General features: G+C 65.8%; 26 protein-coding genes. 10 read left to right on the plus strand and 16 right to left on the minus strand.

The features are described from left to right. Positions 1-121: 121 nt before the first annotated feature. Positions 122-1,027, plus strand: a complete 906-nt coding sequence (locus AKN83_RS35625) for a LysR family transcriptional regulator (protein ID WP_050404777.1) — start codon at positions 122-124, stop codon at positions 1,025-1,027. Here AKN83_RS35625 and maiA read toward each other — a convergent pair. Both maiA and phaR read right to left on the minus strand, forming a co-directional pair. After that, on the minus strand, positions 1,024-1,683 hold the full coding sequence (gene maiA / locus AKN83_RS35630) for a maleylacetoacetate isomerase (protein WP_050404778.1): 660 nt from the start codon (positions 1,681-1,683) through the stop codon (positions 1,024-1,026). The two genes, AKN83_RS35625 and maiA, sit on opposite strands and share 4 nt — an antisense overlap. Positions 1,684-1,855: 172 nt before the next feature. Beyond that, positions 1,856-2,446: a polyhydroxyalkanoate synthesis repressor PhaR gene (phaR, locus tag AKN83_RS35635; protein ID WP_050404779.1), complete on the minus strand. Its 591-nt coding sequence runs from the start codon at positions 2,444-2,446 to the stop codon at positions 1,856-1,858. 313 nt (positions 2,447-2,759) lie between these two features. Between phaR and AKN83_RS35640 the strand changes: the two genes are divergently transcribed. The 3 genes from AKN83_RS35640 to yddG all read left to right on the plus strand — a co-directional run bounded on the left by AKN83_RS35640 (position 2,760) and on the right by yddG (position 5,966). Then, on the plus strand, positions 2,760-3,938 hold the full coding sequence (locus AKN83_RS35640; RefSeq protein WP_050404817.1) for an acetyl-CoA C-acetyltransferase: 1,179 nt from the start codon (positions 2,760-2,762) through the stop codon (positions 3,936-3,938). A gap of 298 nt (positions 3,939-4,236) precedes the next feature. Next, a complete protein-coding gene (gene phbB, locus AKN83_RS35645) occupies positions 4,237-4,962 on the plus strand; it encodes an acetoacetyl-CoA reductase (RefSeq protein ID WP_050404780.1) in 726 nt (241 codons plus the stop codon). A gap of 137 nt (positions 4,963-5,099) precedes the next feature. After that, on the plus strand, positions 5,100-5,966 hold the full coding sequence (yddG, locus tag AKN83_RS35650; RefSeq protein WP_050404781.1) for an aromatic amino acid exporter YddG: 867 nt from the start codon (positions 5,100-5,102) through the stop codon (positions 5,964-5,966). Positions 5,967-6,014: 48 nt separating this feature from the next. On the opposite strand, the gene AKN83_RS35655 is transcribed toward yddG, so the two are convergent. Then, entirely contained in the window at positions 6,015-6,446 is a 432-nt protein-coding gene (locus AKN83_RS35655; RefSeq protein ID WP_050404818.1) for a cupin domain-containing protein, read from the minus strand. After that, positions 6,446-7,213 (minus strand): hydroxyacylglutathione hydrolase, encoded by a 768-nt coding sequence (gene gloB / locus AKN83_RS35660; protein ID WP_050404782.1) that lies wholly within the window; start codon positions 7,211-7,213, stop codon positions 6,446-6,448. Before gloB ends, AKN83_RS35655 begins: the two co-directional genes overlap by 1 nt. Positions 7,214-7,421: 208 nt before the next feature. Here gloB and AKN83_RS35665 point away from each other — a divergent pair, with 208 nt between their 5' ends. Continuing rightward, positions 7,422-8,174, plus strand: coding sequence for a class I SAM-dependent methyltransferase (locus tag AKN83_RS35665; protein ID WP_050404783.1), 753 nt, complete (start codon positions 7,422-7,424; stop codon positions 8,172-8,174). A gap of 58 nt (positions 8,175-8,232) precedes the next feature. Here the strand turns inward: AKN83_RS35665 and AKN83_RS35670 are convergent, their stop codons facing one another. The 5 genes from AKN83_RS35670 to AKN83_RS35690 form a co-directional block, all read right to left on the minus strand. After that, complete coding sequence (locus AKN83_RS35670) at positions 8,233-9,000, minus strand: DUF4167 domain-containing protein (RefSeq protein ID WP_050404784.1); 768 nt, start codon at positions 8,998-9,000, stop codon at positions 8,233-8,235. Positions 9,001-9,499: 499 nt separating this feature from the next. Further along, a complete protein-coding gene (gene prmC / locus AKN83_RS35675) occupies positions 9,500-10,381 on the minus strand; it encodes a peptide chain release factor N(5)-glutamine methyltransferase (protein ID WP_430641597.1) in 882 nt (293 codons plus the stop codon). A gap of 106 nt (positions 10,382-10,487) precedes the next feature. Beyond that, entirely contained in the window at positions 10,488-11,567 is a 1,080-nt protein-coding gene (prfA, locus tag AKN83_RS35680) for a peptide chain release factor 1 (RefSeq protein WP_050404785.1), read from the minus strand. A 56-nt stretch (positions 11,568-11,623) separates the two neighbouring features. Then, complete coding sequence (gene ptsP / locus AKN83_RS35685; RefSeq protein WP_050404786.1) at positions 11,624-13,891, minus strand: phosphoenolpyruvate--protein phosphotransferase; 2,268 nt, start codon at positions 13,889-13,891, stop codon at positions 11,624-11,626. Between the two features lie 467 nt (positions 13,892-14,358). Next, positions 14,359-15,615: an aspartate kinase gene (locus AKN83_RS35690; RefSeq protein ID WP_050404787.1), complete on the minus strand. Its 1,257-nt coding sequence runs from the start codon at positions 15,613-15,615 to the stop codon at positions 14,359-14,361. Positions 15,616-15,837: 222 nt separating this feature from the next. Between AKN83_RS35690 and AKN83_RS35695 the strand changes: the two genes are divergently transcribed. From AKN83_RS35695 to AKN83_RS35705, 3 genes are all read left to right on the plus strand, one after another. Continuing rightward, positions 15,838-16,305, plus strand: a complete 468-nt coding sequence (locus AKN83_RS35695) for a PH domain-containing protein (RefSeq protein ID WP_050404788.1) — start codon at positions 15,838-15,840, stop codon at positions 16,303-16,305. Positions 16,306-16,317: 12 nt separating this feature from the next. Then, positions 16,318-17,088 carry a bifunctional 2-polyprenyl-6-hydroxyphenol methylase/3-demethylubiquinol 3-O-methyltransferase UbiG gene (ubiG, locus tag AKN83_RS35700; RefSeq protein WP_050404789.1) on the plus strand — a complete coding sequence of 257 codons (771 nt, stop codon included), beginning with the start codon at positions 16,318-16,320 and terminating at the stop codon, positions 17,086-17,088. Between the two features lie 230 nt (positions 17,089-17,318). Further along, positions 17,319-18,218, plus strand: coding sequence for a DMT family transporter (locus tag AKN83_RS35705; RefSeq protein WP_050404790.1), 900 nt, complete (start codon positions 17,319-17,321; stop codon positions 18,216-18,218). A 1-nt stretch (position 18,219) separates the two neighbouring features. On the opposite strand, the gene AKN83_RS35710 is transcribed toward AKN83_RS35705, so the two are convergent. From AKN83_RS35710 to AKN83_RS35730, 5 genes are all read right to left on the minus strand, one after another. Continuing rightward, entirely contained in the window at positions 18,220-18,660 is a 441-nt protein-coding gene (locus tag AKN83_RS35710) for an EamA family transporter (RefSeq protein WP_050404791.1), read from the minus strand. A 130-nt stretch (positions 18,661-18,790) separates the two neighbouring features. Next, positions 18,791-19,261: a DUF1178 family protein gene (locus tag AKN83_RS35715; protein ID WP_050404792.1), complete on the minus strand. Its 471-nt coding sequence runs from the start codon at positions 19,259-19,261 to the stop codon at positions 18,791-18,793. Next, on the minus strand, positions 19,258-20,136 hold the full coding sequence (locus tag AKN83_RS35720) for a carbon-nitrogen hydrolase family protein (protein ID WP_050404793.1): 879 nt from the start codon (positions 20,134-20,136) through the stop codon (positions 19,258-19,260). The genes AKN83_RS35715 and AKN83_RS35720 overlap by 4 nt, the downstream gene beginning before the upstream one ends. Then, positions 20,136-20,408 carry a glutaredoxin 3 gene (gene grxC / locus AKN83_RS35725; protein ID WP_050404794.1) on the minus strand — a complete coding sequence of 91 codons (273 nt, stop codon included), beginning with the start codon at positions 20,406-20,408 and terminating at the stop codon, positions 20,136-20,138. The genes AKN83_RS35720 and grxC overlap by 1 nt, the downstream gene beginning before the upstream one ends. A gap of 30 nt (positions 20,409-20,438) precedes the next feature. After that, the gene (locus AKN83_RS35730; protein ID WP_050404795.1) at positions 20,439-21,248 is read right to left on the minus strand and encodes a ComF family protein; all 810 of its coding nucleotides are present in this window, start codon (positions 21,246-21,248) and stop codon (positions 20,439-20,441) included. 78 nt (positions 21,249-21,326) lie between these two features. Between AKN83_RS35730 and AKN83_RS35735 the strand changes: the two genes are divergently transcribed. Next, positions 21,327-22,169, plus strand: a complete 843-nt coding sequence (locus AKN83_RS35735; protein WP_050404796.1) for a methyltransferase domain-containing protein — start codon at positions 21,327-21,329, stop codon at positions 22,167-22,169. Positions 22,170-22,679: 510 nt separating this feature from the next. Here the strand turns inward: AKN83_RS35735 and AKN83_RS35740 are convergent. Beyond that, positions 22,680-23,090: a (deoxy)nucleoside triphosphate pyrophosphohydrolase gene (locus AKN83_RS35740; RefSeq protein ID WP_050404797.1), complete on the minus strand. Its 411-nt coding sequence runs from the start codon at positions 23,088-23,090 to the stop codon at positions 22,680-22,682. A 175-nt stretch (positions 23,091-23,265) separates the two neighbouring features. Between AKN83_RS35740 and AKN83_RS35745 the strand changes: the two genes are divergently transcribed. Continuing rightward, entirely contained in the window at positions 23,266-24,594 is a 1,329-nt protein-coding gene (locus AKN83_RS35745) for a TadE/TadG family type IV pilus assembly protein (RefSeq protein WP_050404798.1), read from the plus strand. Between the two features lie 56 nt (positions 24,595-24,650). On the opposite strand, the gene argJ is transcribed toward AKN83_RS35745, so the two are convergent. Beyond that, on the minus strand, positions 24,651-25,892 hold the full coding sequence (gene argJ, locus AKN83_RS35750) for a bifunctional glutamate N-acetyltransferase/amino-acid acetyltransferase ArgJ (protein WP_050404799.1): 1,242 nt from the start codon (positions 25,890-25,892) through the stop codon (positions 24,651-24,653). Between the last annotated feature and the right edge of the window lie 25 nt (positions 25,893-25,917).

A 25,917-nucleotide genomic window follows, 5' to 3' on the forward strand; every position in this document is an offset into this window, starting at 1 on the left:
CAGCATCCGCCGTCATAGCTGGTCCGCGGCGCGTCACATTGACCGCAGGCTCCGCACCCCATATCCGCCGCCGCAGGTGCGCACGAGTTGCGCCGCTGGGCTGTCCGGAGAGCAGGCGGATATGGACTGGAACGACTTTCGGCTGATCCTGGCGATCAGCCGGACCGGCTCGCTGAAGGGCGCTGCCAAGGAGCTCGGCAACGACCACTCCACGATCTTTCGCTGGCTCAACGCGCTGGAGGCGAAGTTCGAGGTCCAGCTGTTCGAGCGCAACGGCGGCGCCTATGTGCCGACCGACGCGGGAGACCGTATGCTGCTCGCCGCCGAGCGCATGGAGGCGGAGGCCCTGGCGCTCGACCGCGACATCACCGGCCGGGATTCCCGTCTGTCCGGAAACCTGCGCATCACCTGCTCGGAATCCCTGGCCTACCGCATCCTCAACGACCTGCTCGCCGAGTTCAGGGCAAGGCATCAGGGGATCACGGTCGAGCTGCTCGTCGACAACCGGCAGCTCGACCTGCTGCGGCGGGAGGCCGACATCGCCATCCGCGCGACGCGCCCGGCGGAGGGCGACCTGTTCGGGCGGCAGATCGCCGAGACGGCGTGGGCGCTTTACGCGAGCCCGCGCTATCTGGCCGGCCACGGCGGGCTCAGCGCTGCGCCGTTCGCGGGACATCGTTTTGTCGGCTGGGACAGTTCGGCAGTCGCGGCCGCGGCGAGCTGGCTCACCGAAACGGTGCCGAACGATCAGATCGTCTACCGGTCGAGCAGCCTGATCAACCAGATGATGGCGGTGAAGGCCGGCATCGGCATGGCGTTGCTGCCCTGCTATCTCGGCGATCCCGAGACCGATATCGAGAGCGTGTCGATGCCGGAAGCGGCGCTGACGCGCGAACTCTGGCTGATCACCCATCGCGACCTGCGCAACACTGCGCGCGTCCGCGCCTTCTTCGACGTCGTGGGGCAGGGGCTGACGGCCCGCCGCCACCTGCTCGAAGGACGCTCGCGCTATCGGCCTGCGCTCTAGCGAGCCTCGCCTGACGCCTTGTAGCCGGGTTGCCGAAACGGATGCGCATCGGCGAAGGCCGGCAGCGCAAAGCATCGTTTCGCCAGCGCCGCCACCTCGGGAAACGTCGCAAGGTCCATGCGATAGACGTCGGCCAGCGCGACCTGGCCGGCAATGCTGATGTCGGCGATTGTCGGCGTCGTTCCCAACGCGAAGGGGGCGGGCGGACGTCGCGCCAGCAGGCGCTCGTAGGTCGAGAGCCCGTCGGTGGTCCAATGCCTGCACCAGGACTCGATGGCGGCCTTGTCGGCGCCGAGCGCCTGACCGAGATATTTGCGGACGCGCGGGACGGTCAGCGGATGCGCGTCGGCGGCCAGCACCATCGCCAGCGACCGCGCATGCGCCCGCTCGCGCGGATCGGCCGGCAGCAGGCGCGGCTCCGGATGGACCTCGTCGAGATATTCGATGATCGCTGCCGATTGTGAGATCCGATGACCGTCGTGAACCAACGTCGGGACGGCGTGTCCCGGGTTCACTTCCGCGAAGCCCGGGTCGAACTGGCGTCCGGAGAGAATGTCGATGTCGATTTCCTCGAACGCGAGATTCTTCAGCGCCAGCGCGACCCGGACGCGGAATGCCGCATTGGAGCGCCAGAAGCCGTAAAGCTGGATGGTCATTCGGATTGCCTTCTATCGTAGGCAATCTCTCTAGCGTGCGATGCGCAGTGCGTCGCAGGTGATGCGATTGCTGCGCGGCAATCCGGGCTTGCGGGGCTGCAAGCTGCGTTGAGGAATCGTGCAGGCTTGCGGATCGCCCTGGGCGAGTCAGGCGATACCGGCGCCGAAGAACCTACTCGTCCTTCTTCGCCGGCTGCGACATGCGCTCGAGGCGTTCCTGCATGTCCTTCATCTGGCGGCGCAGGTCATCGATGTTGCCGTCGTCAGGTGTCGGCTCCGGCACCTTCTCGGTCTCGGTGCCGCCGCGCTGCGGCACGAACGGCTTGAACATCGAGAAGGTCTGCTGGAACAGCTCCATGTTGCGGCGGACCTGCTCTTCCAGGGGAGCAAACGGCGTACCGCTCAGGGCGCCCGCGATCTGCTTGCGGAATTTCTCCTGTTCCTTGGTCAGCGTCTCGATCGACTGTTCGAGATATTTCGGCACCACCATCTGCATGCTGTCGCCGTAGAAGCGGATCAGCTGCCGCAGGAAGGTGGTCGGCAGCAGGTTCTGCCCGGCCTTGTTTTCCTGCTCGAAGATGATCTGCGCGAGCACGGAGCGGGTGATGTCGTCGCCGGTCTTCGCGTCATAGACGAGGAAATCCTCGCCTTCCTTCACCATCGCCGCGAGATCCTCGAGCGTCACATAGGTGCTCGTACCGGTATTATAGAGCCGCCGGTTCGCGTATTTCTTGATCGTGGTCGGTTGTTCAGATTTTGCCATGGGCTCTCACTTCAACACCGAAGAACCTGGAACCCGACGGCATCGCCGCAGGGCTAAATGCAACGCATCGCAGCAAAGGTAAGCATTTTCAAAGCGGTTCGGCTACAGTTTTGTGCTTTGCGGTTAATTCCAAAGCATAGGATTTGCTCAGGAATGTGCCAAGAGCGTCATTTTGAGTGCGCCGCGGCGCGATTTGCGCGACAGTCTGATTGACATGCCTCAATGAGATTTACAGGATAGTCATTAAGAGACAGGCCCGCCAAACCGGCCGACCGCCGTCGAGAAACCCAGCTACAACCCATAGGAGATGTCCATGTCAGACGATGTCGTCATCGTCAGCGCCGCCCGCACCCCCGTCGGCAGCTTCAACGGCGCGTTCGCGACCACGCCGGCCCACGATCTCGGCGCGATCGCCATCAAGGCCGCGCTGGAGCGTGCCGGTGTCGAGGGGGGCCAGGTCTCCGAAGTCATCATGGGCCAGATCCTCACCGCCGCGCAGGGCCAGAACCCGGCCCGCCAGGCCTCGATCGCGGCCGGCATCCCGGTGGAAAGCCCGGCCTGGGGCGTCAATCAGCTCTGCGGCTCGGGCCTGCGCACGGTGGCGCTCGGCTACCAGGCCCTGCTCAACGGCGATTCCTCGATCGTCGTCGCGGGCGGCCAGGAATCCATGAGCATGGCCCCGCACGCGCAATATCTGCGCGGCGGCGTCAAGATGGGCGGCCTCGAACTGATCGACACCATGATCAAGGACGGCCTGTGGGACGCCTTCAACGGCTACCACATGGGCAACACGGCCGAGAACGTCGCCAAGCAGTACCAGATCACCCGCACGCAGCAGGACGAGTTCGCGGTCGGCTCGCAGAACAAGGCCGAGGCGGCGCAGAAGGCCGGCAAGTTCAAGGACGAGATCGTCCCGGTTACCATCAAGTCCCGCAAGGGCGACATCGTGGTCGACAGCGACGAGTATCCGCGCCATGGCGCCACGCTCGACGCGATGGCCAAGCTCCGTGCTGCGTTCGAGAAGGACGGCACCGTGACCGCCGGCAACGCGTCGGGCATCAATGACGGCGCTGCCGCCGTCGTGCTGATGACCGCCAAGGAAGCCGCCAAGCAGGGCAAGAAGGTGCTCGCCCGCATCGTCTCGTGGGGCCAGGCCGGCGTCGATCCGAAGATCATGGGCACCGGGCCGATCCCCGCCTCGCGCGCCGCGCTGAAGAAGGCCGGCTGGAACATTGCCGACCTCGACCTGATCGAGGCCAACGAGGCGTTCGCCGCGCAGGCCTGCGCCGTCAACAAGGATCTCGGCTGGGATCCGGCCAAGGTCAACGTCAATGGCGGTGCGATCGCGATCGGCCATCCGGTCGGCGCGTCGGGCGCCCGCGTCCTTGTGACGCTGCTGCACGAGATGCAGAAGCGCGATGCCAAGAAGGGCCTCGCGACGCTGTGCATCGGCGGCGGCATGGGCATCGCCATGTGCGTTGCACGCGACTGAACAAGAGGCAGCGAGGTCGGTTAGGTGATGAAAAGATCATCTGTCAACCGCGGCGCGAGCTGATAGAAAAGATGCCCGGCTTTGCGCCGGGCATTTTTGTTTCGAGAGCATGATCCGGAAAACCGTGAAAGCGGTTTTCCCTCGCGACAAACGCGGAGCGCGTTTGTGCGGAGATCCTGCTCAAAATGAAGGGAGCTAAAGCGCGATGACGATTGAGCCTAATCCCATCGCGCTTTGTTGAGTGAGTGCGTAGGCCGGAGTGATCCGGTTATAAAAGACGGCCAAGGAGGAGACGGACATGGCACGTGTTGCATTGGTGACGGGCGGGACGCGGGGCATAGGAGCTGCGATCAGCAAGGCGCTGAAAGCGGCGGGCTACAAGGTGGCGGCAAGCTACGCCGGCAATGACGCCGCGGCGGAGAAGTTCAAGGCGGAAACCGGCATTCCCGTCTACAAGTGGGACGTCGCCTCGTTCGACGCCTGCGCGGCCGGCGTGAAGCAGGTCGAGGCCGATCTCGGCCCGGTCGATGTGCTGGTCAACAATGCCGGCATCACCAAGGACACCGCATTCCACAAGATGACGGTCGAGCAGTGGAATGCCGTCATCAATACCAACCTCGGCTCGCTGTTCAACATGACGCGCCAGGTGATCGAGGGCATGCGCGCCCGCAAGTTCGGCCGCGTCATCTCGATCTCCTCGATCAACGGCCAGAAGGGCCAGTTCGGTCAGGTCAACTACTCGGCGGCAAAGGCCGGCGATATCGGCTTCACCAAGGCGCTCGCGCTGGAGAACGCGAAGGGCGGCATCACCGTCAACGTGATCTGCCCGGGCTACATCAACACCGAAATGGTGCAGGCGGTGCCGAAGGACGTGCTCGAGAAGAACGTGATCCCGCAGATCCCGGTCGCCCGGCTCGGCGAGCCGGAAGAGATCGCGCGCGCGGTGGTGTTCCTCGCGGCCGACGATGCCGGCTTCATCACCGGCTCGACCTTGACCGTGAACGGCGGCCAGTATCACGCCTGACGCAAGAAGCGTCGTCGCGTCGCGGCTGCCATCAATCAAGTCGTCATGCCCGGCCTTGTGCCGGGCATTTTCGTCGCTACAACCTCGGGGCGCCAAGCGAGGATGTGGCCGGCGCGGCCGCGACGGAATGAATTGAAATGACGACCCGAACTGCAACCCTTGTCGGACTGACCGCCATCCTGATGTGGTCGCTGCTGTCGGTCATGACGGTTGCGACCGGGACGATCCCGGCGTTCCAGCTCGCCGCCATGACGTTTGCGATCGGGGCTGCGGTCGCGTTCGCAAGCTTCCTGCTGCGGCCGGCCGCCTTCGGCGCATTGAAGCAGCCGCTGGTCGCCTGGGTCGTCGGCGTCGGCGGCCTGTTCGGCTATCACGCGCTGTATTTCCTGGCGTTGCGTTTCGCGCCGCCGGCCGAGGCCGGCCTGCTCAATTATCTCTGGCCGCTGTTGATCGTGCTGTTCTCGTCGCTCTTGCCGGGCGAGCGGCTGGCGATCCATCACATCGTCGGCGCGCTGCTCGGCCTTGCCGGCACCGTTTTGCTGTTCGCCGGCAACACCGGCAGCTTCACGGCTGCGCAGATCCCGGGCTTCGCGGCGGCCTTCGTCGCGGCGTTCGTCTGGGCCGCCTATTCGGTGATGTCGCGCCGGCTCAAGGCGGTGCCGACCGACGCGGTGGCGGGTTTCTGCCTGGCGACAGCCGTGCTTGCCGCGCTGGTGCACATGATGGTGGAGAGCACGGTGTGGCCCGCGACGCCGCTGCAATGGCTGGCCGTCGCAGCCCTCGGCATCGGTCCGGTGGGGGCTGCGTTCTTCGCCTGGGACATCGGCATGAAGCGCGGCGACATCCGCGTGCTCGGCGCCGCCTCCTACGCCACGCCGCTGCTGTCGACCGCGTTCCTGATTGCAGCGGGTTTTGCCAAGCCGAGCGCCAACATTGCCATCGCCGCGATCCTGATCGCCGGCGGCGGGCTGATTGCGGCCAAGGACATGGTGTTGAAGCGCTGACGCCCTGTCCGTCGTCATTCCGGGCTCGCGCGACGCCGGAATGACGAATCAGGCCGGTTCCCAGCCGCTCGGCGCCAGCTCGAACTTCGCGAACTCGAATCCCGGCGCGACGGTGCAGCCGACCAGCGTCCAGTCGCCGCGGCTTTCCGCGGCCTGCCAGGCGCCTGCCGGCACGATCGCTTGCGGCTGCTCGCCATGCGCGACGTCAGGCCCGAGCGTGATCGCATGCGGCGGCGCGCCGTCCTGCGCGATCTTCAGCGTCAGCGGCGCACCGGCGTAATAGTGCCACATCTCGACCGCGTCGATGCGATGCCAGTGCGAGCGCTCGCCGCGCGCAAGCAGGAAGTAGATCGCGGTCGAATGCGCGCGTCCGCCGGCATCACCGCGTTCGTCGCGAAACGTCTCGCGATAATGCCCGCCTTCGGGGTGCGGCTTCAGCTCGAGCCGCGCGATGACGTCGGCAGCGGAGAGCTGTGATATCACGACTTGTTCTTGCGCTCGCGGAGTTCGCCGAACACCAGCGCCGGGTCGGCGCCCTTCATGTGCAGCTTGGCGGCGACCACGGGCTCGTCGGCGCGCAGGAATACGTTGGCCTTCTTCTCGTCGCCCAGCAGCACCGGAATCGTCGGCTTGTTCTCGGCGCGCAGTTTTGCGACTTGCTCGGCGCGGGCCTGCAAATGCGGATTGTCGGCCTCGATGGTGAGCGCGAACTTCACGTTGGAGGCGGTGTATTCATGGCCGCAATAGAGCCGGAAATCGTCCGGCAGCGAACGCAGCTTCAGCAGCGAATCCCACATCATCGGATAGGTGCCTTCGAACACCCGGCCGCATCCGATCGAGAACAGCGTGTCGGCCGCGAACACCGCCTTCTCGCCGTCGAACACATAGGAGATGTGGTCGAGCGTATGGCCAGGGGTCTCGACCACGCGGGCGAGCAGGCTGCCGACCTTGATGACGTCGGCATTGGCGGCGCGCAGATCGACATTCGCGATCTTCGCCGATTTGTCATGTGGCGCCACGACGCGGCAGCCGTATTTCTGCTTCAGCTCGGCGACGCCGCCGACATGGTCGCCATGGTGATGGGTGATCAGGATGTCGGTCAGCGTCCAGCCCTCGCGCTCCAGCGCCTTGATGATCGGGCCGGCCTCCGGCGCGTCGATCGACGCCGTCGCCTTGGTGGCGGGATCGTGGATCAGGTACCCGAAATTGTCGGTGAGGCAGCTGAAGGTGCGAATTTCGGCGGTCATGATATCTCCACGAACAAACGGGACGGACATTTCAGAGCATGATCTCCGCGCAAACGCTACGCGTTTGTCGCGAGGGAGACCCGGTGTCGCCGCTGCCGGATCATGCTCCTGGCGCGCCCAATATAGGGGTGAAATATGGCGTTAACGCTCCGGCGGCAACGCAAATTTCGGCGCTCACCGGCTGCAAGAGGCATGTTAGGCTAGGACCATGGACGTCATCGACCTCCGCGACTTCTATTCGCAGCGCCTCGGCATCGTGGCGCGGCAGCTGATCAACCGCGGCATCCGCGCGCGGTGGCCGAACGCGGAAGGCCAGCGCGTGCTCGGGCTCGGCTATCCGACACCTTATCTCGGCCTGTTCCGTGATACCTCCGAGCGCTGCATCGCCTTCATGCCAGCGGCCCAGGGCGTGCTGAAATGGCCGACCGGCCGTCCGGCGCTGGCGACCCTGATCGACGAATTCTCGATGCCGCTGCCGGATGCCGCGGTCGACCGCGTGCTCCTGGTGCATGCGCTGGAGATGTCCGACGATCCGGAGCGGCTGCTGCGCGAGGTGTGGCGCGTGTTGTCGCCGTCGGGGCGGCTGATCGCGATCATCCCGAACAGGCGCGGCGTCTGGACACGCACCGATGCCACGCCGTTCGGCCACGGCCGGCCCTATTCGCGGGCGCAGATCACCCAGCTGTTGCGACAGACCTGGTTTACGCCGGCGTCATGGGGCGAGGCGCTGTTCATGCCGCCGGTGCAGGGCAGCTGGTTCCTGCGCTCGGCGATGGCGTGGGAGCGTCTCGGCGCGGCGCTGTCGATGCCGTTCGCCGGCGTGCATATCGTGGAAGCGAGCAAGCAGGTCTATCGCGCCATCCCCGCGCGCCGCGAGCGCACGCAGCTGATCCCGTCGTTGCGTCCGGTGCTGGTGCCGTCCTCGTCGGCGACACGCAAATCCAGCCACGCGGAAACGTAGAACGACCAGCAGCGAGTAACGGTGCCACCCTCCAGGGGAGGGTGGCCGCATACGTGCGCTACTCGTTGCCCGGATTGAAGTCGTCGCTCGGCGCCGGCTGCGCCGCCATATCGGGGCGGGGGCCGTGCGGACGGCGGCGACGGCGCGGGAAGCGCTCGCTGCGTTCGCCGCGTTCTGCGCCGCCATTGCCGGCTTCATAGGCGCCACCGTTGACCTGCGGCTGCGCGCCGCCGGTGATGAACGAGGGCAGGCGATCGACGCCGCCGGCATCGGCCATCGCGGGCTGCGGCTGGTTCTGCGGCTGCGGCTGATACTGCGGCTGCGGACGATGCTCGCGCTCGCGGTGTTCACGCGGCTGTTGCTCACGCTCGCGATGCTCGCGCGGCTGCTGCTGCTCGCGCTGATAGGGCTGCTGGCCGTTCTCGCGCATGAAAGGTTGCTGCTGCTGCGGCACGAAGCCGGGCTCCTGGCCGAAGCTCGAATAGCCGTCGCTGTCGTCGTCTTCGGTCTGCGTCACCTCGGCGTCGGGGCGCGGCTGCTGCTGATTCTGCCGGAACTGCTCCTGCGCGGCCGCGATGATCCGGTAGTAGTGCTCGGCATGCTGGTAGTAGTTCTCGGCTGCCACCGGATCGCCGGAGGAGCGTGCATCGCGCGCAAGCTGGACGTATTTCTCGGCCACGTGGGAGGCCGTGCCGCGGATCTTGATGTCGGGTCCGTTCGATTCGTACACCCGTGTCAGGGGATTCTGGCCGCGCCGGTTATTGTTGTTGTTATTGTTGTTGTTGTTCCGGTTGCGCATCCGCTTGTTGTTCTGACCGTTTCTCATCTGTCGCCTTTTATTCCAGCCCTGAAGTTATTGCAGTCCACAGTCCGATTCTCGGAAGTCCGATTTCGCAAAAGTCCGATTTCCCAAAGTCCGATTCGGCGCGCGCCCAGGCGCACGGAATCGCAATACCGTTCGAAGAGGCATCGATGTCGCCGACCATCTCGTTCAGCAAAGTCGCGTTCAGCAAAGACGCGTTCCCCAACCGCCGCCGGCAAATCGCGCCAGCGACCAAATCATTCCGCCCGTTGAGACAGGCCCAGTTCTCGTGCGTAAGTGTTCAAGCGCAATAACAGGCTTTCGTTCGCTTGGCGGTCAGAGCAGCACAGCTTCAGCTATTGCGCTCGATGAGACCTGCGTTCCTGGAACCTTTCGATCGGCGGGCTCTGCTGAACCCTGGACATCACCCGTAACGGTTACGGGGCCAGCACCGATGTTGTGCCCGGAACGTAGTCGTTCCCGGGGGATAATCCAAGAGGTTTTTTTGCGTTCCAATAGGACTTTATCGGGGCAGCCGGCGGGCCGAAACGGCCCTCGGAACGCCACCGAGATCGGCCTTGGGCGGGCCCGTTGGGGATAACCCGGAAGCCGTCATCAGTGCTTCAACTTGGCCGCTCTGGCCCCGCCCGACTTCCACAACCAGAAATCCACCCGAGGTCAAAAGACCCGCAGATTGCGAAACCAGGGCGCGGTAGGCGTCGAGCCCGTCGGCCCCGCCATCGAGCGCCGCGCGCGGATCGTATGCGCGCACCTCGATGTCGAGACCGGCGATATCGGCCGAGGGGATGTACGGCGGATTGGACACGATCAGGTCGAACGCGCCGGTCAGGGCGCTGCCATAGTCGCAGGCGATCCATGTCGCGCGATCGCCAAGCCCGAGCTCGGCGGCGTTGCGGCTCGCGGTCCGCAGCGCCGCCGCCGAGATGTCGGTAGCGAAGCCATGCGCGTTCGGCAGTTCCGAAAGCAGCGCCAGCAGGATGGCGCCTGAGCCGGTGCCGAGATCGGCGATCCGCAGCGCGCGATCCGACGCACCATCGGCGCGCAGCAGTTCCAGCGCGCGCTCGACCACGGTCTCGGTGTCGGGGCGCGGCACCAGCGTCGCGGCGGAAAGATGCAGCGGCAGTCCCCAAAACTCCTTGATGCCGAGAATGCGCGCGACCGGTTCGCCGGCGAGGCGGCGCCGCGCGAGGTCCTCAAGGCGATCCGCTTCGTCGTGGGTCAGTGTCCGTTTGGCTGCCTTGACCATGCCGGTCAGATCGAGCCCGAGCGCTGCGCCGACCAGCAGCCGCGCGTCAAGCTCGGCGGAATCATTGCCGACGGCCAGCAGTCGCGCGGCGAGCACGCGTCGTGCCGCATCGATGCTCTGGCCGGCGAAATGACTCACGGAAAACACCATCCCGTAGCCCGGATGAAGCGAAGCGCAATCCGGGAATCTCGCGCGAGGATACGCCGTTCCCGGATTTCGCTTCGCTTCATCCGGGCTACCGACTTCACGCCGCCGCGCCCTGCGCCGCGAGCTGCGCGGCCTGGTGCTCGGTGGTCAGTGCATCGATCAGTTCGCCGAGCGCTTCGCCCGCGATCACCTGCGGCAGCTTGTAGAGCGTCAGGTTGATGCGGTGGTCGGTGACGCGTCCTTGCGGGAAATTATAGGTGCGGATGCGCTCGGAGCGGTCGCCGGAGCCGACCTTCTCCTTGCGGTCGGCGGAGCGCGCGGCTTCGACGCGCTGGCGCTCGGCGTCGTAGATGCGCGAGCGCAGGATATTCATCGCCGACGCCCGGTTCTTGTGCTGCGAGCGGCTGTCCTGCATCATCACCACGATGCCGGTCGGCAGATGGGTGATGCGGATCGCGGACTCGGTCTTGTTGACGTGCTGGCCGCCGGCGCCGCCGGCGCGCATGGTCTCGATCCGCAAGTCGGTGTCCTTGATGTCGACATCGACGTCCTCGACCTCGGGCAGCACGGCGACGGTCGCGGCCGAGGTGTGGATGCGGCCTTGCGTCTCGGTGTCGGGCACGCGCTGCACGCGATGCACGCCGGATTCGAATTTCAGCTTGGCGAAGGCGCCGCGGCCCTGCACCTCGGCGATGATTTCCTTGTAGCCGCCGACGGTGCCTTCGCTCGCCGAGATCACCTCGACCTTCCAGCCCTGCAAGGCCGCGAAGCGCTCATACATCCGGAACAGGTCGCCGGCGAACAGCGAGGCCTCGTCGCCGCCGGTGCCGGCGCGGATTTCCAGCACCACGTTGCGGTCGTCCATCGCGTCCTTCGGCAGCAGCGCGACGCGGATCTGCTGCTCGAGATCGCCGATGCGCGCCTGCAACGTCTCCAGCTCGGCTTCTGCCATGCTGCGCATTTCGGCGTCGGTGCCGGCATCGGCCAGCATCGCCTCGGTGTCGGTGAGCTCGGTCCGCGCCGAGCGATAGGTCTTCACTGCGTCGATCAGCGGGTTGAGCTCGGCGAGCTCGCGCGTGATCGCGACATATCGATCGGATTTGACCTCGCCGAGCAGCTCGGCCTCGAGCGAGGCGTGATGGGCGAGCAGGACGTCGAGTTTGGCTTCGGGTAGCATGGCGGAGTCTCGAATTGCTGAAAAGCGCGAAGGTGGCGGAGGCGACGGCAGCGTCGCTACAAGGCCAGCCCCTCGGTTTCCGCAAACTTGGTCAGCGCCTCGCGGATCGAGACGCTGCCGACCGGCGCGTCCAGCAGCGGATTGATCATCGCCTCGGCCTTCCTGGCGTCGAGGTCGAGGACCATCGCCTTGACCGGGCCGTGCGCGGTCGCCGACAGCGAGAGGGAGCGATAGCCGAGCGCGATCAGCGCCAGCGCGCCGATCGGCTTCGACGCCATCTCGCCGCACAGCGAGGCGGCCTTCTTCGCGGCCCTGGCCTTGCGCACGATGTCGCGCAGCGCGCGCAGGATCGGCGCCGACAGGATGTCGAAGCGTTCCGAGACCTTGGCGTTGCCGCGGTCGACCGCGAACAGGAATTGGAACAGGTCGTTGGAGCCGACCGAGACGAAGTCGACCTTCTTCAGCAGCTCGTCGAGCTGGTAGAGCAGCGCCGGCACCTCGACCATGGTGCCGATGTCGATCCGTTCGGGCAGCGAATGGCCGTGCTGGCGCAGATAGGTCAGCTCGCGCTCGACGATCGCCTTGGCCTGGTCGAACTCGGTGATGTCGGAGATCATCGGGAACATGATCTTCAGGGCGCGGCCGCCGCCGGCGCGCAGCAGCGCGCGGATCTGGCCGCGCAACAGGCCTGGGCGGTCGAGGCCGAGCCGGATCGCGCGCCAGCCGAGCGCGGGATTTTCCTCGACCACGGTCTCCATGTAGGGCAGCGCCTTGTCGCCGCCGATGTCGAGCGTGCGGAAGGTGACGGGTTTTGCGCCCGCGGCGTCGAGCACGGTGCGGTAGAGCGCGAGCTGGTCGCTCGAACGCGGCAGGCTCGGGCTCACCATGAACTGCAGTTCGGTGCGGAACAGGCCGATGCCGGCGCTGCCGGTGTCCTCGATATGCGGCAGGTCGATGGTCAGGCCGGCATTGATCAGAAGCTCGATCGGCTGGCCGTCCTTGGTCACGCAAGGCTTGTCGCGCAGCGCCGAATATTGCGCCTGCCGCCGCGCCCGGAACCGGACGCGCTCGGCATAGGCGGATTCGATCTCGGCCGAGGGGCGGACATAGATCTCGCCGGAAATGCCGTCGACGATGATGGCATCGCCGGGATCGGCGATGCCGGGCGCGTTCGGCACCCCGCCGACCGCGGGAATGCCGAGCGCGCGTGCCACGATCGAGACGTGGGAATTGGCGGTGCCTTCCTCCAGCACCAGGCCGCGCAGCCGCTTGCGGTCATAGTCGAGCAGCGCCGCGGGGCCCATCGCGCGGGCGATCAGGATGGCGTTGTCGGGCAGCTGCTCGCGCGTCGGCGCATGGTCCTGGCCGACCAGTTGCCGCATCAGGCGATGGCCGAGATCCTCGAGATCGTGCAGCCGGTCGCGCAAGTAAGGATCGGTCGAGCGCAGCATGCGCGCGCGGGTGTCGGACTGCACGCGTTCGACCGCGGCTTCCGCGGTGAGGCCGGTGGCGACCGCCTCATGCAACTTGTGCGACCAGCCCTGGTCGTTGGCGAACATGCGGTAGGCTTCCAGCACCTCGCGGTGCTCGCCGCCTTCGGCGACGTCGCCGCGCTCCAGCATGCGGTCGAGATCGGCGCGCAGATTGGCGAGCGCCGTGTCGAGCCGCTTGATCTCTTTCGGCAGGTCCTCGGCGATATAGTTGGTGATAACGACGCGCGGCTCGTGCAGCACGACATGGCCGAGCGCGATGCCGTCGGAGAGCACCGCGCCGGTCTTGTGCAGCGAATGCCGCGCGGCAGGCTCGGCGCCGGGCTGCGCCAGCGCGGCAAGCTCGCCGGAGGCGATCATCTCCGCCAGCACCATGGCGGTGGTCTGCAGCGCCTCGACCTCTTCCTCGACATAGGTGCGCTTGGCGCGGTTCTGCACCACGAGCACGCCGAGCGTGTTGCCGGCGCGCAGGATCGGCACGCCGAGGAACGAATGGTAGATTTCTTCGCCGGTCTCCGGGCGGTAGGCGAACGCCGGGTGGCTCTGTGCGTCGGAGAGATTGAGCGGCGTCGCCTCGCTGGCGACGAGGCCGACCAGGCCTTCATGCGCGCTCAGCACGGTGCGGTGCACGGCGTCGCGGTTCAGACCTTCGGTGGCGTAGAGCTCGAGGGTATTGTCGATGCGCAGCACGTAGCAGGAGCAGACCTCGGCCACCATGTTGGCCGCGATCAGCACCACGATCTTGTCGAGGCGTTCCTGGGCGGAGACTTGCTCCGCCATGGTTTCGCGGAGCCGTCTCAACAGGACGCGGGGGCCTCCCGACGCGCTCCGCATGTGCTTCAGTCCCTCCCCACGAGGCCGGCGCACCGGGGCCGGCCGTTGGCGCAAAACTCGTCAAAAACAACAATTTTAGTCATTCGGCGTCGCCGCTCGCGCCAGTTCCCGCCGATTCGGGATCGCACAAACTGTGCCACAGTTTGCGACAGCCCACCTGACTGGCCGTATAGCCAATCGAGGCTCGCTTTGCCAAGCAAAACGCCTGCCAGTAGCAAATAACGTCTGCGTCAGCCCAATGCTGCGGCCGCTAAGAGAAATTCTAACTCCGGGATGTGGGTACCGGAGGACGGCCGATTCTGAGTTCGCGCGCTGGGACCCATCCCCTCGTCATTCCGGGGCTCGCGAAGCGAGAGCCCGGAATCCATTCATCCACGGAGCATGCGGCCCGATGGATTCCGGCCTCCCGCTTCGCGGGCCCCCGAATGACGAAAGGGGGAGCGCTCGGATGGCGACGGGTAGAAACCCTACGCCTGATCCAGCCCGTACAGCGTGTGCAGCGTGCGCACTGCGAGTTCGGTGTAGGCGGCGTCGATCAGGACCGAGAACTTGATCTCGGAGGTGGTGATGGCGCGGATGTTGATGTTGCGCTCGGACAGCGCCTTGAACGCCTTCGCCGCGACGCCGGCATGGCTGCGCATGCCGCTGCCGATCACCGAGACCTTGGCGACGTCGGTCGCGGTGTCGAGCCGGGCATAGCCGATCTTGGCCTTGGCCGAGGTGATGGTGTCCTTGGCGCGGTTGTAGTCGGTGGCCGGCACGGTGAAGGTGAGGTCGGTGGTCTTGCCGTCCTCCGACACGTTCTGCACGATCATGTCGACGTTGATGTTGGCATCCGCGAGCGGCCCGAAGATCGAAGCTGCCACGCCCGGCTTGTCCTCGATCTGGCGCACGGAAATCTGGGCTTCGTCCTTGGTGAAGGCGATGCCGGTGACGACGTGCATTTCCATGATTTCCTCCTCGCTGCAGATCAGCGTGCCCGGCGGCTGGTTGGCGTGCGGGTCGATATCCTCAGGCTTGTCGAAGCTGGAGCGCACGAAGATCGGCATGTTGTGCACCATGCCGAGTTCCACCGAGCGGACCTGCAGCACCTTGGCGCCCTGCGAGGCCAGCTCCAGCATGTCCTCGAAGGCGATCTTGTCGAGCCGGCGCGCCTTCGGCACCACGCGCGGATCGGTGGTGTAGACGCCGTCGACATCGGTGTAGATGTCGCAGCGGTCGGCCTTCAGCGCAGCCGCGATCGCCACCGCCGAGGTGTCCGAGCCGCCGCGGCCGAGCGTGGTGATGCGGCCGGTCTGCGGATTGATGCCCTGGAAGCCGGCGATGACGGCGACTTCCTTCCGCTCCTTGAAACGGTCGATGATCTCGCTGCCGTCGATGTCGAGGATGCGCGCCGAAGCGTGCGCGTCCGAGGTCTTGATCGGGATCTGCCAGCCCTGCCAGGATCGCGCCTGGATGCCGATGCCCTGCAGCACGATCGCGAGCAGGCCCGAGGTGACCTGTTCGCCGGAGGCGACCACCGCGTCATATTCGCGCGCGTCGTGCATCGGGGAAGCCTCGGTGCACCAGGCCACCAGCTCGTTGGTCTTGCCGGACATCGCCGAGACGACGACGGCGACCTCGTGGCCGGCGTCGACCTCGCGCTTCACGTGCTGGGCGACGTTGCGGATACGATCGATATTGGCGACGGACGTACCGCCGAATTTCATCACGAGGCGGCCCATGACGACGCGTCTATTCCTTTAAGAGGATAAGTAGGTTAACCCACGCCGAAAACCGCAAGCGCCGGCACCGAAAGGCGCGTATACATAGCGCCGCGCCCGGGGGCAAGCCGGTTGGTGGGGGGCTATTGGGGTCCCTTGGGGCTGTTTTGACCGGTTGCGGGCCGGTTGTGGCGCAAGGGTAACTCGGGGCGTAACTCGGGGCTGGTTCGAAGGCGGGATTGGATGGGACGCTATATCGACGAAATCCTGCAGCCTGGCGAGAAGGTGCTGTATTCCACCAATGCGCACTGGATCTTCTATTGGCAGGCGATCCTGGCCTGGATCGTTGCCCTGGTGCTGCTGATCGCATCGCGCATGACGACGGTCGACGGCCTCGTTTTGGCGTGCCTTGCCGCCGCCGCCGTGGTTGCTGTCGCGGCGCTGTACTGGACCGCCGCGGCCTGGTTCCACCGCTGGACCACCGAAACCGACGTCACCAACCTCCGCGTCGTCCACAAGACCGGATTCATCAAGCGGCGCACCTTCGAGATGAGCCTCGACAAGGTCGAGAGCGTCGATGTCAACCAGAGCATCCTCGGCCGCATCCTCAATTATGGCGACGTCACGATCCGCGGCGTCGGCGAAGGTTTTGAGAAGATCAGGACCATCGCGTCGCCTTTGGCGTTCCGCAGTTCGATTACCGCGCGATAGGGGCGCGCAACCATGGCCATGCAAACAGCTCTTTCCAGTTCCTCCGCCAATGCCACCGCCAGCTCGGTCGATCCGGCCGAAATCGCAAAATTCTCGAAACTGTCGGATGAATGGTGGGATCCGCGCGGCAAGATGGCGCCGCTGCACAAGATCAACCCGTTACGCCTGACCTATATCCGCGACGCCGCCTGCCGCAAGTTCGAGCGCAACGCCAAGAGCCTGAGCTGCCTGTCCGGCCTGCGCCTGCTCGACATCGGCTGCGGTGCCGGCCTGCTCTGCGAGCCGTTCACCCGGCTCGGGGCCCAGGTGGTCGGGATCGATCCGTCCGCCACCAACATCGCGGCCGCGAAGCTTCACGCCGACAAGGGCCACCTGTCGATCGACTACCGCTGCACCACGGTGGAGGAGATGGACGCGCGCGAGCGCTTCGACATCGTGCTGGCGATGGAGGTGGTCGAGCACGTCGTCGACGTCGGCGCCTTCATCAAGCGCTGCGCCGCGGTGCTCAAGCCGGGCGGGTTGATGGTGGTCTCGACCTTGAACCGCAACTGGAAGAGCTTTGCGCTGGCGATCGTCGGCGCCGAATACGTGCTGCGTTGGCTGCCGCGCGGCACCCATGAGTGGAGCAAGTTCGTCACCCCCGCCGAGCTCGAGCGCTATCTCGGCGACGTCAATCTCACCGTCACCGAACAGGCCGGCGTGGTCTACAACCCGCTCGCCGACAAATGGAGCATCTCGTCCGACATGGACGTGAACTATATGGTGGTGGCGGAGGAGGTGTAGCTTGCACCTCGCCCCGGTTATGGGGAATCCGTAGCCCGGATGGAGCGCAGCGCAATCCGGGACTCCTTCGTCCGCGGTGAAGCTGGCCCCGGATTGCGCTTCGCTTCATCCGGGCTACGGGGAGTTTGCGGACGTCGCGCAATCCAGTCATGCACCGTCTCGATTGACCGCCTCGACCGCAATCGGCACGCTGTGCGTGTACTCCCGCCGCACGCTTTGCCTTTTCCCACATGTTCACGATCGCCTCGCTCTGGATTCCCTTCACCATCGTCGCTGCGTTCGGGCAGGTGGCGCGCAATGCGATGCAGCGGCATCTCACCGGGCCGCTCGGGACCTGGGGCGCGACCAATATCCGCTTCCTGTTCGGGCTGCCGTTCGCGGTGGTGTTCTTCGTGCTGGCGGTGCTGCTGACCAGCGACCGCCTGCCGTGGCCGGCGGCCTCGTTCTGGCCGTGGCTGGTGGCCGGCGCGCTCAGCCAGATCGTCGGCACCGGCTTCATGCTGCTGGCGATGAACGACCGCTCCTTCGTGGTGACCACGGCCTACATGAAGACCGAGGCGATCCAGACCGCGATCTTCGGCTTCATCTTCCTCGGCGACCATCTGACGACATCAAAGGTGATCGCGATCGTGACCGCGACCATCGGCGTCGTCATCACCGCGCTGCGGCCTGGCGGGCAGAAGAGCTTTGCCGATCTGCGCCCGACGGTGCTCGGCCTCGGCGCCGCCGCGGTGTTCGCGATCTCGGCGGTGAGTTTTCGCGGCGCCATCATCGCGGTGCCCGGCGTCTCGTTCGTGACGGCGGCCTCCTACACGCTGATGTGGAGCCTCTTCGTCCAGACGCTGATCCTGTCGGTCTATCTGTTGCTGCGCGCGCCCGACGTGCTGCGCAAAATTCTCGGCCTGTGGCGGCCCTCGATGTTCGCGGGCTTCATGGGCGCGTTCTCCTCGCAGTTCTGGTTCCTGGCATTCGCGCTCACCGCCGCCGCCAATGTGCGCACGCTGGCACTGATCGAGGTGCTGTTCGCGCAGGGCGTGGCGTACTTCTCGCTCAAGCAGCCGGTCTCGCTGCGCGAGGTTTTCGGCATCGTCCTGATCGTGATCGGCGTCGCGCTGCTGATCGCAGCTTAGATCAGCCTTTCACGGCGATCAGCACCGCGCCGGCCGAGATCAGCGCGATCCCGACCCAGCCATAGGCCGAGGGGCGCTCGCCGAGAAAGACGGCGCCGAACAGCGCCACCAGCACCACGCTCAGCTTGTCGATCGGCGCGACCAGCGTCGCCGGCCCGAGCTTGAGTGCGCGGAAATAGCAGATCCACGACGCGCCGGTGCCGAGCCCGGACAGCAGCAGAAACAGCCAGCTTTTGGTCGAGATCGGCCCGTACTGCGTGAACTGTCCGGTCGCGAACAGGATCGCCGACAGCGTGATCAGCACGACCACGGTGCGGATCAGGGTAGCGAGATCGGAGTTGATGCTCTCGACGCCGACCTTGGCAAAGATCGCGGTCAGCGCGGCGAACACGGCCGAGAGAAAGGCCCAGACCTGCCAGGAGGAGAAGGTTTCGGGGGTCATCGGTACGCTCGGCCGGTTTAGCTCACCCGTCATTGCGAGCGAAGCGAAGCAATCCATAGCGCAACAAGCACGAAGCTGGATTGCTTCGTCGCTTCGCTCCTCGCAATGACGAGGATAGAAGCGGCTCGCCCTAATTCCGGTCTTCCGGCAGCGTCGGCAGCGGCGAGACCTCGACGCCTTCGTCGATCAGCGCGCGCGCCTCCTCGGGCGAGGCCTCGCCGTAGATCGGCCGGTGCTCGATATCGCCGTAATGCATCTTGCGCGCCTCGTTGGGGAAGCGGTCGCCGACATTGTCGGCGTTCCTGACGATATGGTCGCGCAGTTCCTTCAGCTTGCTGCGCAGCTCGCGCTCCTGCGCCATCATCAGCGAGGTCGATTCATTCGGCGTCGTCTCGACGGGCGCAGCCGGCGCCGTGCGGGCCTGCTCGCGGCCTTTCTTGCTGACGACCCGCGGCGCCATGATGGCGCGCTCGATCTTGTCGGAGCCGCAGGACGGGCAATCGATCAGGTGACGCCGCTCCTGCGATTCATAGGCCGCGGAGCTCTGGAACCAGCTCTCGAACTGATGGCCGCGCTCGCAGCGCAGCGTGTAGCGGATCATGCCGAGCCTCGGACGAGGTGCAGATGCTCCGGGCCGGCCTTGGGGTCGGCGATGCCGAAACGCCTGCCGTGCTGAAGTGAGGGGATCGTCTTGCGCGCGGTCTCGACCTTGGCGGGATCGATCTGGGCCAGGAACACGCCCGGCTCGACGCCGCCCTCGGCCAGGATCTCGCCCCAGGGGTCGATGATCAGCGAATGGCCGAAGGTCTCGCGCTTGTTCTCATGCAGGCCGGCCTGCGCCGCGGCGAACACGAAGCAGCCGGTCTCGATGGCGCGGGCGCGCAGCAGCGTGTGCCAGTGCGCTTCGCCGGTCTTGCGGGTGAAGGCAGACGGAACCGTGAGGAACGACGCGCCGGCTTCGGCAAGGGCGCGATAGAGCGCCGGGAAGCGCACGTCGTAGCAGATCGTCAGGCCGATCCGGCCCCAGGGCAGGTCGGAGATCACAGCGGTCTCGCCGGGCTGGTAGTTGGCCGATTCGCGATAGCTCTCGCCACCCGGCAGGTCGATATCGAACATATGGATCTTGTCGTAGCTCGCGAGCACATTGCCCTCGGGCCCGATCAGGAACGAGCGGTTGACCGCCTTCTCCGGCGAGTAGCGCAGCGCCAGCGAGCCGATATGCAGATGGATCTTCAGTTCGGCGGCCAGTGCCCGATAGGCCTGCAGCGACTTGTCGTCCTCTTCGCTCGCCAGATGTTCGAACAGCGCCTTGCGGTTCAGCTGCATCATGTTGCTGACCTCGGGGGTCAGCACATACTTCGCGCCCTGCGCTGCCGCTTCGCGGATCAGCCGCGTGCCCTGCTCGAGGCTCGGCTCGGGCAGCAATCCGGTGCGCATCTGCACCATGGCGGCGGTGAAGATATTGTCCGTGCTCATCAGGCGCCGCCTCCGTTGCTGAGCAGGCCGTCGAGCTTGCCCTCGCGGTCGAGCGCGTAGAGCTCGTCGCAGCCTCCGACATGGGTCGTGCCGATGAAGATCTGCGGGAAGGTCGAGCCCGCGCCGGCGCGATCGTACATCTCGTCGCGGTAGGCCGGGTTGCTGGCGACGCTGAGTTCGGTGAACGCGGCGTTCTTGCGCGTCAACAGCGATTTGGCCGCGGTGCAATAGCCGCAGCCCGGGCGGGTGTAGATTTCGATGGCAGCGGTCATGGTGTGCTCGGTTGAACCTGAAGTTACAGATTATATGGGAGCGCGGTGGGTATCGACAACCCGGGCGAACACCAGTACGTCGACCTGCGCGGCTTTGGCGCGGAGCAGTGCCCGCGCGCAGGCATCCACTGTCGCGCCGGAGGTCAGGACGTCGTCGACCAGGATCACACGGCGGCCCTGGATATCAGCCTTGCGTTCATCGGCGACCCCGAATGCGCCCTGCACATTGCTGGCGCGGTCCTTGCGCGACAGTCCGATCTGCTGCTCGGTGGCGCGGGTGCGCCGCAGCGCCTCGGAGACCATTTTGACACCGCTCTGGCGCGCGATCACCTTGGCGAGCGCGCCGGACTGGTTGTAGCGCCGGCTCCAGCCGCGTCGCCAATGCAGGGGAACCGGCACCAGCATGTCGGCATCTGCTAGCAATTCCTTCCCCGCGCGCGCCATCCAGCGGCCCATTGTTGGCGCGAGATCGGTGCGATCCTGATATTTCAATGCGTGCACCAGGGTGCGCGCGACGTCGTCATAGCGCACCGCGGCGCGGGCGCGCTGGTAGGCCGGCGGATTGGCGATCGCCTCCATCGACAGCAGCTCGGGCCCGGGATCGTAGACGAAGGGAATCCCGAGCCGCGGGCAAAACGGCGGCGCGATGAACGACAATTTGGCCCAGCAGCCCGCGCAGACGCCTTCGCCATGAACCGGCTCGCGGCACGACACGCACAGCGTCGGCAGCGCAATGTCGAGCGCGAGCCGCGCGGTATGCAGCCACGCCCCGCCGACTGCGCCGAACGCGCGCTGGATGTGACCGGAAATGGAGCGTGTCGGTGATGTCTCGGCGTCCATAGCCGATGAGGCTAGCGTTTGAGCCGCACGGGCTCAAGGCGCATTGCCAGTGGCGGCAGTCCGGCGTAACCAGCGCGGATGGCACCGACCCCGGCCACGGCCCCCGTCCTGTTCGATCGCGCACTGCTTGGCGCGCGGCTGGCGCGCGCGCAGGTCGCGGGGGCGGCGACGTTCCTGCTCGAGCGCGCCACCGAAGACATCGCCGACCGGTTGCTTGCGGTGTCGCGCAGCTTTTCGTCCGCGGCCGACATCTGGACGCCGGGCGGTGGGCTGGCGGACGCCGTGCGTGGGCGTGTCGCCTCGGTCGAACCGATCGGCTTCAGCGAGGTGGAAGCGCTTGGTCTAGCGCCCGAGTCGCTCGATCTGGTGGTCTCCGCGCTCGCCTTCCAGTTCGTCAACGATCTGCCGGGCGTGCTGGCGCAGATCCGGCGGGCGTTGAGGCCGGACGGGCTGCTGCTCGCTGCGATGCTCGGCGGCGACACGCTGACCGAGCTCAGGCAGAGCTTTGCTGCGGCGGAGGCCGAATGCGAAGGCGGGGTGTCGCCGCGCGTCGCGCCGTTCGCCGATCTGCGCGATATCGGCGCGCTATTGCAGCGGGCCGGTTTTGCGCTGCCCGTCACCGACGTGGACCGCGTCGTGGTGCGCTATGCCAGCGCGTTCGCTCTGATGCAGGACTTGAGGCGCATGGGCGCGACCAATGTGCTGCGCGAGCGCCGCCATACGCCGACCCGGCGCGCCACCATGCTGCGGATGGCGCAGATCTACGGCGAGCGCTTCGCCGACCCCGACGGCCGCATCCGCGCCACCTTCGACATCGTCTGGCTGTCCGGCTGGGCGCCGCATGACAGCCAGCCGAAGCCGCTCAAGCCTGGCTCGGCGAAGGCGAGCCTTGAGGCCGCGGTGAAAGGCACGAAGCGCTGAAGCGTGAGGTGAGCACGCTGTTCAGGCTCCCTCTCCGCTTGTGGGAGAGGGTTGGGGAGAGAGGTAGCCCCGGGCGAGATACGAGTGTGATCATCGCTTCTTCAACCTGCGCCCGTCTTCAAGATGCATGCCGAGAGAGCGCGCCGTGTGGCACCCCTCTCCCCAGCCCTCCCCCGCAAGGCGGGAGGGAGCCCGTCAAGCGTGCGTCCCTTACGGTTGGCCCGCTTGGCGGCGCCGGCGAAATCACAGCAATCGCAGCAGCAGTGCGGCTGTTGCCGTTGCCCACCTTTCTCCGAATCGCAGTTGTCCATGCCAGCCAACCTCTCTTATGAGGCCGCCGAGTGGGCGTCTAAGCGATTTCGGAATAATGGAATTATGCCGGTGAGTTGCCCGACGTGTCAAGCCGCCTGATCGAACGCCGACGATACCGCCGGCTACTGTGCATGGGGTTGTTTTCAATATTTTGGATAGCCGCTTCCCCCGCAAGCGGGGCGGGAGAGTCGAAGCCGATCACAGCAGCAGATCGATCAGATGCGGCAGCAGCGGGATGTCCGCCGGCGGCATCGGGTAGTCGCGCAGCTTGTTGGCGCGTACCCAGGCGAGGTTCTGTCCCTCGCGCGCCACCGCCATGCCCTCCCAGCGGCGGCAGATGTAGAGCGGCATCAGCAAATGGAAGGTCTCGTAGGCATGGCTGGCGAAGGTCAGCGGCGCGAGGCACGGCTCGCTCACGGTGATGCCGATCTCCTCGTGCAGCTCGCGGATCAGGGTCTGTTCCGGCCGCTCGCCGGGCTCGATCTTGCCGCCGGGGAATTCCCACAGCCCCGCCAATGCCTTGCCTTCGGGACGCTGCGCCAGCAGCACGCGCTTGTCGGCATCGACCAGCGCGCAGGCGACGACGAGGGTCAGCTTGATGTCGGCCATGCAGCACGAATGTTCCTTGTTGTTGCAAGCTTTCATTAACCAGCAACGCGCCGTCGGCCAAACGATTTGTGCCTGCGCGCTTTTTCTGCATTCGCGATAAGCCGGCCTTAATGCGCCGCCGGCAAGGTGAAGGTCCTGATTTATCAGCCCATCAATTTCTCTGCCGATATAACCCATGCGCACCTTGCTCCGGACCGTCAGCCGTTTCCGCCGCGATCGCTCTGGCAACATCGCGATGATCTTTGGCCTGGCCCTGCTGCCGATCCTCGTCGCGGTCGGATGTGCGGTCGACTATTCCCGCGCCAACCAGATCCGCAGCAAGCTGATATCGGCCGCCGACGCAGCGAGCGTCGGATCGGTCGCCAAGGCATCGCCCGGCTTCATCGCGGCCGGCGCCATGACCTCGGACGGCGAGATTTCGGCCGGCGAGGCCGACGCGAAGAATATCTTCAACGGCAATATCTTCAACCAGAACGGTTTCACGCTGACCAAGGTGACGCCGACCATGACCAAGAGCGGCAGCACCATCACCTCGACGGTCCAGTTCACCGCAGATGTCCCGACCATGTTCCTCAGCGTGCTGGGGCGGAGCAAGGTGTCGGTGTCGGGCACCTCGACCTCGACCGCGAACATGCCGCTCTATATCGATTTCTATCTGCTGCTGGACAATTCGCCGTCGATGGGGGTCGCAGCGACGCCCGCCGACGTGACCAAGATGGTCAACAACACGCCGGACCAGTGCGCGTTCGCCTGTCACGACTACAACGATCCCAACAACTACTACAATCTCGCCAAGACGCTCGGCGTGACGACGCGGATCGACGTGCTGCGCAGCGCGACGCAGCAGCTGATGGACACCGCCGCGAACACCGCGACCTATGCCAGCCAGTACCGGATGGCGATCTACGATTTCGGCGCCTCGTCGGCGACGATCGGCCTGCGCGCGCTGTTCACACTGTCAACCAGCCTGTCGAGCGCCAAGACCGCGGCCGGCAACATCGACCTGATGGGCGTCTATGGCAACAACGACTCGTACACCGCCGACAAGGACAGCCAGTTCTCGACGGTGCTTCCGGCCATCAGCAACGCGATCAGCGCGCCGGGGCCCGGCACCGCGGCCGCGCCGATGAAGTACCTGTTCTTCGTGTCCGATGGCGTCGCCGACGAGCCGAATGCAAGCTGCCTGAAGCCGATTACCGGCAGCAATCGCTGCCAGTCGCCGATCAATCCGGCGCTCTGCGATGCGATCAAGAAGCGCAACATCAAGATCGCGGTGCTCTACACCACCTATCTGCAACTGCCGACCAACAACTGGTACATGACCTGGATCGATCCGTTCAACCAGGGTCCGTTCGGGCCGTCGCCGAACAGCCAGATCGCGCAGAACATGCAGGCCTGCGCCTCGCCGGGCTTCTATTTCGAGGTCAGCCCGACCCAGGGCATCGCGGATGCGATGAACGCGCTGTTCAAGAAGGCGGTCGCCGACGCGCGGATTTCGAGCTGACGCCATCGGCGTCATTCCGGGTTCTCGCTTCGCGAGCCCCGGAATGACAGTGACTACTACGACCGATAGTCGCCGTTGATCGCGACGTATTCCTTGGTGAGGTCGCAGGTCAGCACGCGGTCTTTCGCCTTGCCGAGGCCGAGCGCGACCTTGATCTGGATCTTCGGCGCCTTCATCGCCTCCGACACCTCCTTCTCGTTGTAGGACGGATCGCGCGCGCCGCTCTTGGCGACGCGGATGCCGTTGAAGGAGATCGAGAGCTTGTCCCGGTTGGCGGGCTCGCCGGCCTTGCCGACCGCCATCACGACGCGGCCCCAATTGGCGTCCTCGCCGGCGATCGCGGTCTTCACCAGCGGCGAATTGGCGATCGACATCGCGATTCTGCGCGCCGACGGCTTTGTCGTGGCGCCCTCGACCACGACCTCGACCAGCTTGCGCGCGCCCTCGCCGTCGCGCGCCACCTGCTCGGACAGATCGGCGAGGATCTGCTGGAATGCCTTGGTGAAGGCCTTCAGGCGCGGGTCGCTGGCGCGCGAGATCTTCGGCGCACCATTGGCAGCCGCAGCGCCGGTCGCAAATGCCAGCAGCGTGTCCGACGTCGAGGTATCGCCGTCGATGGTCAGCGCATTGAAGGTGTCCTCGACGCCGGCCTTGAGCAGGGATTGCAGCACCGATGCCGACAGCGGCGCGTCGGTGAAGATGAAGGACAGCATGGTCGCCATGTCGGGCATGATCATGCCGGCGCCCTTGGCCATGCCGTTGATCGTCACCTTGGCCTTGCCGAGTTTCACCGTCGCGGTCGCGACCTTCGGGAAGGTGTCGGTGGTCATGATCGCCTTGGCCGCGTCCATCCAGAGGTCGGGAGTCGCGGTCTCGGCGAGCTGTGCCAGCACGCCGTCGAACTTGCTGGCGTCGAGCGGCTCGCCGATCACGCCGGTGGAGGCGAGGAACACGTCCGACGTCGAGCAGCCGACCGCCTTCGCCGCGATCTGCGCCGTCAGCGCGGTGGAGGCCTTGCCGGTCTTGCCGGTGAAGGCATTGGCATTGCCGGAATTGACCACCAGGGCGCGCGCAGCCCCGCCCTTCAGCTTGGCGCGGCACCATTCGACCGGCGCCGACGGGCATTTCGACTTGGTGAAGACGCCGGCGACCGTAGTGCCCTTGTCCAGCAGCGCGAGCAGCACGTCGGTACGCCCCTTGTAGCGGATGCCGGCGGCAGCGGTCGCAAGCCGCACACCCGCGATCACGGGCATCTCGGGGACGTCGGGCGGGGCGAGGGGGGAGACGGCGGTGGACATGGGAGGCTTCCGGCTACGGGGAGGG

The organism is Bradyrhizobium embrapense (genome assembly GCF_001189235.2).
Taxonomy (GTDB): Bacteria; Pseudomonadota; Alphaproteobacteria; order Rhizobiales; family Xanthobacteraceae; genus Bradyrhizobium; species Bradyrhizobium embrapense.